This is a genomic window from Paenibacillus sp. 10L310 (assembly GCF_056395745.1).
Window position 1 is genome coordinate 1 of sequence record NZ_JBFTKC010000037.1, and the last position, 9,398, is coordinate 9,398.

Sequence of the window (9,398 nt, forward strand, 5' to 3'; positions counted from 1 at the left end):
GGCTTATACTGCCATCTACCAGTACATCGAGTTCTATTACAACCGCAAGCGAATGCATGGCGCGCTAGGGTATCTTTCCCCTGCTCGTTTTGCGATGAAATTTACGGACAAATCCGCAGCGTAGTGTCTACTTTTTTGACATAGGTCCATTATACCCTTCGTAGAATTCTTTTTGAAGGAACGCTAATTATAGTGTGGTATCAACATAAGCCTGTATTTAAAGCTGGGGGATATAAACTCAAAAGTTATTACTATGAATGCCGTCATGAGTTTAACTTAACAAAGAAGATTATAGCTAATTCACAGTAGAGGTTTACGTCAGATAACATTATATCCAAGCTTTGGGTCCTTACGCTCCCTGGGTCAGCCCGTAGGGAATTGGCAGGAAAGTGGAATCAGGCGGACACATCCGCACCGACTAACCGCATCGCGGCCGCCCCTAACGTGGTTTAAGTCGGTGGGGCGTCGTGGATACAGCAACGTTATAGGAAATCAGCGTATAAAAATACAAAATAAATTATTCAAACTCTGAATAGGAGTGAAATCATGCTGGAAGCGGTTATTTTCGATATGGATGGTACACTATTTCAAACAAACAAAATCTTAGAGTTATCGTTAGAAGAAACGTTTTCTGTCTTGAGGTCTCGTAATGAATGGTCGAGTGAAACTCCGACTCAAAAATATCGTGAAATTATGGGAGTTCCTCTACCAGCAGTTTGGGAAACGTTACTACCGAACCATTCAACTGAAATCAGACGAAATGTGGACGAGATCTTCCTAGAGAAGCTAATTGCAAATATTAATAATGGCAATGGCGCCCTATATCCTCATGTCAACGAAATCTTTGATTTTTTAAAACAGGAAGGCTGCTTAATTTTTATTGCAAGTAATGGACTAATCGAATACCTCAATGCTATTGTTAACTGTTACAAGTTAAATAATTGGGTGACAGAAACCTTTAGCATCCAACAAATAGAGACTCAGAATAAGGATGACTTAGTTAGATCTATCCTTATGAAATATCACATCAACAATGCTGCTGTAGTTGGCGACAGGATCTCTGATATCAAAGCAGCAAAAAACAATGGATTGAAGGCTTTCGGTGTTCGATTTGACTTTGCCCAAGAACGGGAGCTTAAACAAGCGGATTATATTATTGATGATTTACTTGAATTGAAAAAATATATTTAACATCATGGGAAGTGGAATATTTGTGTAAGTATTTTCGAAGAAGACGCTGACATCATATAACATGATATTCACGCAGCGGCTCCTGACGGAGCCTTGATCTGCTGGAAGGATTTCGAAGAGGAATATCAGCAGACAACCCCTTCGGGGTTCATGAATACAGGAACGTAATCGGAAATCAGCGTAAATAAGAAAAATACAAATTTCTATTAAGAGACATAATGGGGACTCCAGAGAATATTAACCTGACTCAAAGATGAAAGGAGAATTTGAGTGCGTAATAATCATGAAATAGACGATTTTATCTATCAAGCAGATGTTTCCGTTCCATTAGTAATAATGATGTGTGGTGTGGCTGGATCGGGAAAAACAACATTTGCTCAACGATTAGAGCAGAGGGGCTTTGTACGTCTCTCTATTGATGAAGAAATTTGGGCTACAAATGGTCGTTACGGAATTGATTATCCAATTGAAATCTATGAGCAACTAAAAATTAAAGCGGAGTTAAAGCTGCGTAATGAACTAGTAAATCTTTTGAATGAAAAGCGCAATGTGGTTATTGATTTCAGTTTTTGGCAGCAGAAGAGACGAAATGAATATAAGAAGCTAATTGAAGATGGAGGAGGAGAGTGGAAACTGGTTTATTTGAAAGTTAATCCTAATGATTTGCGTGAACGACTTCGCATTCGGAGCCAGCGATTCGATGCTAATGCTGCGTTTACAATAACAGAAGAAATTTTATCTTCTTTCCTCAAGGGTTTTGAAGTGCCTTCTGGAGAAGGGGAAATTATCATAGAAGCTAAAGAATAATCAAAGTGACTAATGTGTTGAGGTTTCAATGAAGGCGCTGACATCGGTGACAAGGCTTAAAGATGAAGAATATATCTCAATCTTAATGAACCAAGCACATTGAAAGTCGTAAATTCATTGAAAGTAGCTCGAAGAAGCCCCAAAAATCTTGCCAACACCGTATTCACACTGAGGGGCTAAGCCCCTTGGGCTGTCAGTGGGGTTTCGAGGAAGTAGTATCCAGCAGACAACTCCTGTGAGGATAAGTCTTCGACCCAGTCGCTCCTTTAAGTCTCTCGGGTTCGTAAATACAACAACGGTAAATAAAATAACGAAGCAGTTTATATTGGGAGTTGATTCATTGAAGTATTCAACTGTAGTTCTTGACTTGGACGGAACATTATTAAATTCAAAAAAAGAAGTATCTAAGAGAAACGTAGATGCGGTCTTATCTTGTTATCAGAAAGGAATGAGAATAATATTTGCAACAGCTCGACCGCCCAGGGCGGTTAATTGTTTGCTTCCACAAGGATTAAGTAGATATCGGAGCTTTTGTATATTACAACGGAGCTCAAGTGATATGTAAGGAAACCAAGATAGAAATTAATGAATCAATCCCTGCTAATGTAACTACAGAAATTCTTGATTACTGTTTGAAGTGTGACCCTCAAATTGAACTGACTATGGAAGTGAAGGATGAGTGGTTTAGTTTAAGAGAGCTTGATTATATGAGCTCAATGAACACACAATCAAACCCCATAGTAAAACCCTTAAAAGAAATAAAGCAATATGATGCCACGAAGATACTTCTGACTGGCAATAATCACAATTCTGGATTGTTTGAAAAATTCGAGGGTAGAGTGAATATACTAATTACGGATAATAATAAATTAGTACAAATCATGCCTCTTCTGGCATCTAAGGAAATGGCAATTACTAAACTCTGTGAATTATATAATGTAGAATTGGATTCCGTTATTGTATTTGGTGATGATCATAATGATGTAGGCCTCTTTAAGATGGCGGGATATTCTATTGCTATGGGAAATGCGATTAGGGAATTGAAGGAAATCGCTGATGAAATAACCGTTAATAATGATGAAAACGGTGTTGCTGTAAGTCTAGAAAGATTTTGTGGGTAACTCAAGGTTACTTTATCTAACAGTACATTCATACACCGTCGCACTTGCTCCTCGGTCGCCAAGAAGGATATCGGAGAAGTTGATTAAGGCGACACATTCAATCAGCTAAGTCTATTGACTCGTTCCCTACGGTAAGCTGCTTGAACGTCAGGAATACAACAACGTTAGCCGAAAGAAGTTCTTATTTTAGGAGGAGTCTATATGATATTAGAAAAAGTTATAAATAGAATTACAATACAAAGTGAATATAAGGATTTGGTTGATAAGTATATAGATCATATACTTAACGAATTTAAAGGTAAGATTCATAGCATTTATATGTGTGGCTCGATTCCAAAAGGAACAGCTCACCCTTTTAAGTCAGATGCAGACTTTACTATTGTATGTGCAAATCCCGAAGATATTGATTACGAAAGATTGTCAATGATTAAAGACAGGCTTTTGGAAGAATATCCATTCGTCACTAAGATGGATACGATCATTTGCTCGATTGATGATGTATTAAGTAGACCGAATGATTGGGGTTTTTGGATTAAGATTATTTGTGTTTGCATACATGGGGAAGACATTGGTGAAAAAGTACCCCCGATCAACATTTCTCCAGAATTCATTTTAGACTTAAATACAGATACCAAGGAGGAAGTAGATCGTGTACATCGATCACTTTCTAATGTTAGTGATCACTCAATGAAAACTAGATATATTAAAGGTTACTCTAAGAGATTAATTCGTGCATTATATTCTTTGGTTTTAGAAGATACAGGGGTATGGGAAGATGATATCATTAAGATGAAGAATGCCATATTAAACTATTGTGAGATTAACGCCGCTTTAGTTGAGTATCTGTATGCTTGTTACTTGGATAGCGATGTATCTGCTGAAGAGTTTCTGGAAATCGCAGATGAAGTATATCGCTATTTTGAGAACGCTCTAAATACAATGGCTGCTTCCAGAAATTCAGTTGGCTAACAACATATTGACGCTCGTAGTCACTCTGAGAAGCGATCCAGCCCCTAAGTCCGTCGGGACATCACTGGCAAGATTGAAAGGAGAAAATATGATACTTGGGTTGTATGAAGCACATTTACCAGTAAGTAACTTACATCAATCTATCGAATTTTATTCTAAATTAGGATTAGAGCTGGCCTGGAGAGATGAAGATACAGCGTTCTTCTGGATTGAAAAAGAAAAGAGTTGGGTCGGTCTATGGCAAGGCAAAGAGCATAAAACTTCTTATCATCCATCATTAAGGCATATAGCATTTCGAGTTAGTTATGAAGATCTTCGAGACAGTGTGAAATGGCTTCAATCAATAGAAATAGAGCCTGTCCCATTTGGAAAAAGAGATTCAATAAATCCATTTGTAAGGCCTAATCAGGGAAACGCTTCAGTCTACTTCAATGATCCAGATGGAAATAGTTTAGAATTAATGTGTTTTGTAAGTGTCCCTGAAAACTTAAAGAATATATCCAATAAATTATCAATCGAAGAATGGGAAGACCTTTTGAAGAGATAAAAACTAAAGAATGTATTTGGGGATTTAAAAGAAGTATCAGCATCAGGTAACATAATATTCAGGCTGTGGCTCCTTCGGAGCCTTGGTCTACCGAATGAAAGCGCTTCAAAAAAATATTAAACTACGTTGAACGTATGAATACAGAAAGGTTAGGCGGAATAATTGCTAGTGGAAGGAGATTTAAATGCATATTAGAGGAGTAATTCTTGAGGGGTACTCAAATGTCGGGAAGACCTCAGTATTAAAAGCAATTAAACGATATCAATCACAAGAAGAATCCTCAGAACGGAGCGTAGTTATCCTTGGAGAACATTATACTCAAATTTTGAATAATAAACATGGAGAATATGTGAGTCTAACGCGAGAAGAACACACTGAGTTACTTAAAGAGCGAGTTGAAATGCTCAAGAAACTTAACGATTGGGCAATTCAACTTGGTCCTGCATCTAGAGGATCTAGGGGACTATTTTATGTTCTGGAAAGGTTTCACTTAAATCATAGAGCTGCATTTGTAGATTCGGATTTGGATGAGATAAATAAAATAGAAGAACAGCTTGAGTCTTTAGGTGCCAGGTGTATTCTGCTTACAATCTCGCCCGAAGTCGTAGAAGAAAGAATTAAAAGTAGACAACCAGAAGAATGGATCTATAAAACAGAAGAAGAAGTAAGATCGTCGGTAAGTGAATTATTAAGAATACAAAATGTATTAAGACATCAAGCTCAAATCTCAAGAGTGCCAACAATAGAAATCAATACAGATGATAAGAATTGGGATGAGTATGTACGGGTAATCATGGAGGGCAACGATATTGCCTAACAAGATGTTTAAGCATCGTCGCTAGTGCTACTTGGTCGGGTAGAAACTATAAGCAGAAGAATGTATTTAACCAGACGTATCAGGCATTCCCCGGTCGTCGTGAACACAAAATGTTATGTGAAATTATATCAAGTGCTTTTAAAGTCTGAAAAATAAAGTTGGATTCAAGTTGATAACATCATAGAAATGAAAGTAGGTGTTGGAAATAAACCCGTACCGTGGATTTGTCGCTAGCATCTCAGCTACGGATTTTGAAAAATATTGTCTTGAAGTATTGAAGGTATATGCTGAGACTGAAGAGCTTAAGGATTTTTCAATACTTCATAATCAAAAAGTTCAGACCAGTGATGGAGAATATCAAATAGATATTATGGCTGAATTTATCGCCTTGTCTGTAAGTTTTAAGGTAATTGTTGAGTGTAAGCGTTATACAAGACCCGTAAAACGTGAAAAAATCGTAGTTTTAGCGGATAAGGTACGAAGTTTAGGAGCACACAAAGGAATATTAATTTCTACTTCTGGTTTTCAAAGCGGAGCAGCGGAATATGCTAAGCAGCATGGCATTGCTCTGATACAAATATTTGATAAGGTTGTTATGCATATTCAAGCTTCTGGCAATCCTCAAGTGAATCCAATACTCGCAGAATTTATTGAACGATCTCCTGAGTTTTACGCCTATCAATGGAGTACTAATTTAACTGATTTTCCTGACAAAAAGATATATCCATCAGAGAAAATGTTGTTAAAAATCAGGGAGGAAATAATAAAAAGAATCCCTAAAAGGATTGAGTAAATATAACTTTCAGATAGAACCTCACATAACATTATATTCACGCATCAGGCATACGCCCTCGGTCCGGCAGAGGGATTTCGGGGAAGAAGGAGCTGCTGGACACACTTGGCATTTGCCAAGCGTCGTGAATACAGGAACGTTATAAGATCATTAAATTTGGCCGGGGGAACAGGGTAAGTATTGAAAAAACACTACAAGTAGAAGATCATTTGATATGAAATTCATTAATTTTTTATAAGATTTATTTTTGAAATATGTAAAACAGACATACATATTAAATTTGAAACATAAAAAGAAATATGTAGATGAAATTACGAGTTTCCAGGTTTAAGTAATTTTGATATACTATGCTAAGAATGAGGTCTATCGACCTAGGTCTTGAGGATCTTATGTTATAAAATATGTATTTAGAGAACTTTTAGCCTGTTATTTATTCTAAATTAAAAGGAGTTTTCAGATGAAGCTAGTAAAATTTGAAGCTACTAATATCCATGGTTATTTGAACATTAATCTAGACTTCAATAATGACTTATCTATATTGATTGGTGAGAATGGATCTGGCAAAACTACTGCCTTAAAATTGATGCAAGCCTTGATTTCTCCTTCATTTAAAGAATTAATAATGATTGAATTTGAAGAGATAGTTCTAACATTTCAAAAAGAGCGTAATAAAAAAAATATAACTTTAAAATGTGAAAAATCAAAAGATTTTATTTATATCACTTCATCTGAAGTTGAAGAAATATTAATGATAGAAAATATCGAAGAAAATGAATTGCAGTATTTATCTAATACAGGGAATGAAATTCTTATTTACGAAAGAATACAAGAAATGCCTCTTAAGTATAGAAAACATCCTATTGTAGAATATATTATTTCTCTTTCCTCTCCCATTTTTTTAGGTTTGGAAAGAAAATTTGAATTAGACGATTTTGGGTCTAAGGTTCTTTCTAACAAGAGACTTTTGTATGATGAATCATACAATTCTAGTGTGAAAAATAGAAGGCTATATGAAGGTAATCTAAACAGTGGATTGGCAGATGCTCAGGTATTGATTCAAGACTTTTATAGGAATATAAAAAATTCTGATCAAAGGAATATTGATAAAATGAAAGAGAATTTACTTCTCTCTTCTTTCAAATATAGAGAATTTAGGATGGATGAATTTTCAGAGAGTTTAAGAAACTGGAAGAAAAAGAGAGACTTACTTAATAGAAAAGATGAAGTTTTAGAAGTGCTATCAAAAATTGAAGATAAGGAACGTATTTTAACGAATGAATTGAATAAATTTTTTGATAGATTAAATAGTCTTATGAATGAGAGCAGCGATGAGGAAGATGAAGTTCCAGTAAATATAGAATTAATTTTTAATATGGCCCAGATAGATAAAATTTTTGATTTGGTAACTATTGTTCAGACTCATAAAGAACGAACAGACAAAATGTATTCTAAAGTATATAAATTTTTAGAAATAATTAATGATTTTTATATAGATTCTCATAAATATATAGAATTAGATTCTTTAGGTAAGATAATTGTTAAAAGGGTAAATGGGAATTTATGTCCAGTTTCAAGTTTGTCTTCTGGAGAAAGGCAGTTGCTAGTAATTTTTGCACATGCCTTTTTTAACAAACCTAATACTGAAGAGAAAATCTTTATTATAGATGAGCCGGAATTGTCATTGCATTTAAGATGGCAGCAAACCTTTATATCTACAATTATAGAGAATAGTCCAAAGACTCAATTTATAATGGCTACGCATTCTCCAGATATCGTAGACGATTTTGATGAAAAGATAATTAACAACTGGAGGAAATGAATTAATGAGAGAATTGCGAAAGCCTGCGGCTAAATATTCTAAACATAAGTTTTTAACAAAATGGAATGATATAATTTTCTTTATCGAAGATAAAGATTCGTCTACCAAAAAAATCTACAGGGAGATGCTCATTAAAACCTTTAAGGAAAAAAGCATAGATAATGTATTCCCTTTAGGAGGACGAATTGAAGTTGTGAATCAGTGCAGAAAATCAATGTATGAAAGGAAAAAGGAAAAAGCTATTTATATTATAGATGGCGATCTATACATGCTTGCTGGAGAAAATGAAGATATATTTGGAAAGTTAGATGAGTTGAAAAACTTATTCATACTGCCAAGATATTGCGTTGAAAATTTTCTGATTGAAGAACCATCATTAGTTCTGCTTCTAGACGAGGAAGATCTTGAGAAAAATGAAACTGAATTAGAAGAGTTATTAGCTTTCGAAGATTGGATAAGTTTTAATGAAAATTTATTCAAAAAATTATATTTGATCTATGCAATTGCTCACAAAATTGGTTTGGGCGTGCCCACTGTAAACTATAGCATTAGTAAGTTAGTTTCTTCAGGAGACGGGACTCTAGATGTAAATAAAGTTGAAGAAAGATTTAATGAGTTGGAGAATCTTATTATAGAAAAAATTGGAGAAGAGAATTATATAGCTAATAAAAAAGAAGTAATGGAGAAAATTCCGGAAGAAGGATTTTTGTTGAAATATGTATCAGGCAAGGATCATTTATTACCATTATTAAAGAAGAGAATGGACAGAATAACTAAAATTAATTGTACTAATGACACATATAAGTTGAGATTAGCGAAGAAGAATTTTTTTCAAGATTTCAATTCTATAGTAGATTTTTATAATGAATTATATGCTTGAAAAATCGTAAAAAACACAGTAAAGTATGCTGTGAGCGTGTAATAAGCCGTCTCGGTTGAGTAGAAGCGTACAGAGCACTGTTTGTAATAGTACTTCTGGAAAGCACGTTTCTGTTTTCATAAAGAGGTTTAGGCAAATATAGAATGAGGGTTGAAAATCATTTTATTGTGTTCTATATAAGGGCGGAAATTAGCGACAAAAGAATTGGGTCTTAGGGTAGATTTTGAACTGTGACACCATTTGTGGATCGTTTTGAAAAGGGTCCACTATTCATCAAGCAGCAATGAGATGACTTCTGTATTCACCGAGGCCACTGAAAAAGTCCAACATCCTATAAACAGATATCCCTTCTCATTTTTTTGAGGAGGGATATCTGTTTTCCTGTATAATTAATTGATTAATTTCAGGTGGTGTCTCGGATGATTTCTAACCAACAATCTTTTAACCTTAGTCC

The 9,398-nt window shown here is 34.9% G+C and carries 11 protein-coding genes; all 11 read left to right on the forward strand.

Annotated elements, in window-relative coordinates; all coding sequences use genetic code 11:
* Positions 1 to 13: 13 nt before the first annotated feature.
* The 11 genes from AC1DE7_RS31370 to AC1DE7_RS31420 all read left to right on the forward strand — a co-directional run bounded on the left by AC1DE7_RS31370 (position 14) and on the right by AC1DE7_RS31420 (position 8,944).
* A complete protein-coding gene (locus tag AC1DE7_RS31370) occupies positions 14 to 124 on the forward strand; it encodes a hypothetical protein (protein ID WP_477535313.1) in 111 nt (36 codons plus the stop codon).
* Between the two features lie 422 nt (positions 125 to 546).
* Positions 547 to 1,191: an HAD hydrolase-like protein gene (locus tag AC1DE7_RS31375; RefSeq protein ID WP_127543641.1), complete on the forward strand. Its 645-nt coding sequence runs from the start codon at positions 547 to 549 to the stop codon at positions 1,189 to 1,191.
* Positions 1,192 to 1,461: 270 nt separating this feature from the next.
* Positions 1,462 to 1,998 (forward strand): P-loop nucleotide/nucleoside kinase family protein, encoded by a 537-nt coding sequence (locus tag AC1DE7_RS31380; protein ID WP_477535870.1) that lies wholly within the window; start codon positions 1,462 to 1,464, stop codon positions 1,996 to 1,998.
* 235 nt (positions 1,999 to 2,233) lie between these two features.
* Positions 2,234 to 2,563, forward strand: coding sequence for an HAD hydrolase family protein (locus tag AC1DE7_RS31385; protein ID WP_477535876.1), 330 nt, complete (start codon positions 2,234 to 2,236; stop codon positions 2,561 to 2,563).
* The gene (locus AC1DE7_RS31390; RefSeq protein WP_477535877.1) at positions 2,520 to 3,119 is read left to right on the forward strand and encodes an HAD hydrolase family protein; all 600 of its coding nucleotides are present in this window, start codon (positions 2,520 to 2,522) and stop codon (positions 3,117 to 3,119) included. The genes AC1DE7_RS31385 and AC1DE7_RS31390 overlap by 44 nt, the downstream gene beginning before the upstream one ends.
* A gap of 201 nt (positions 3,120 to 3,320) precedes the next feature.
* Entirely contained in the window at positions 3,321 to 4,088 is a 768-nt protein-coding gene (locus AC1DE7_RS31395) for a nucleotidyltransferase domain-containing protein (RefSeq protein ID WP_477535871.1), read from the forward strand.
* An 88-nt stretch (positions 4,089 to 4,176) separates the two neighbouring features.
* Positions 4,177 to 4,635 (forward strand): VOC family protein, encoded by a 459-nt coding sequence (locus AC1DE7_RS31400; protein ID WP_127545963.1) that lies wholly within the window; start codon positions 4,177 to 4,179, stop codon positions 4,633 to 4,635.
* Positions 4,636 to 4,819: 184 nt separating this feature from the next.
* Positions 4,820 to 5,452: a hypothetical protein gene (locus AC1DE7_RS31405; RefSeq protein ID WP_477535872.1), complete on the forward strand. Its 633-nt coding sequence runs from the start codon at positions 4,820 to 4,822 to the stop codon at positions 5,450 to 5,452.
* Between the two features lie 196 nt (positions 5,453 to 5,648).
* On the forward strand, positions 5,649 to 6,245 hold the full coding sequence (locus tag AC1DE7_RS31410) for a restriction endonuclease (RefSeq protein WP_477535873.1): 597 nt from the start codon (positions 5,649 to 5,651) through the stop codon (positions 6,243 to 6,245).
* A gap of 457 nt (positions 6,246 to 6,702) precedes the next feature.
* Positions 6,703 to 8,064, forward strand: coding sequence for an AAA family ATPase (locus tag AC1DE7_RS31415; RefSeq protein ID WP_477535874.1), 1,362 nt, complete (start codon positions 6,703 to 6,705; stop codon positions 8,062 to 8,064).
* Between the two features lie 4 nt (positions 8,065 to 8,068).
* Positions 8,069 to 8,944, forward strand: coding sequence for a DUF4435 domain-containing protein (locus AC1DE7_RS31420; RefSeq protein WP_477535875.1), 876 nt, complete (start codon positions 8,069 to 8,071; stop codon positions 8,942 to 8,944).
* Positions 8,945 to 9,398 lie beyond the last annotated feature (454 nt).

Coding starts and splice junctions, on each gene's coding strand:
- AC1DE7_RS31405 (WP_477535872.1), top strand. CDS start 4,820: ATGCATATTAGAGGAGTAATTCTTGAGGGGTACTCAAATGTCGGGAAG.
- AC1DE7_RS31400 (WP_127545963.1), top strand. CDS start 4,177: ATGATACTTGGGTTGTATGAAGCACATTTACCAGTAAGTAACTTACAT.
- AC1DE7_RS31415 (WP_477535874.1), top strand. CDS start 6,703: ATGAAGCTAGTAAAATTTGAAGCTACTAATATCCATGGTTATTTGAAC.
- AC1DE7_RS31375 (WP_127543641.1), top strand. CDS start 547: ATGCTGGAAGCGGTTATTTTCGATATGGATGGTACACTATTTCAAACA.
- AC1DE7_RS31420 (WP_477535875.1), top strand. CDS start 8,069: ATGAGAGAATTGCGAAAGCCTGCGGCTAAATATTCTAAACATAAGTTT.
- AC1DE7_RS31395 (WP_477535871.1), top strand. CDS start 3,321: ATGATATTAGAAAAAGTTATAAATAGAATTACAATACAAAGTGAATAT.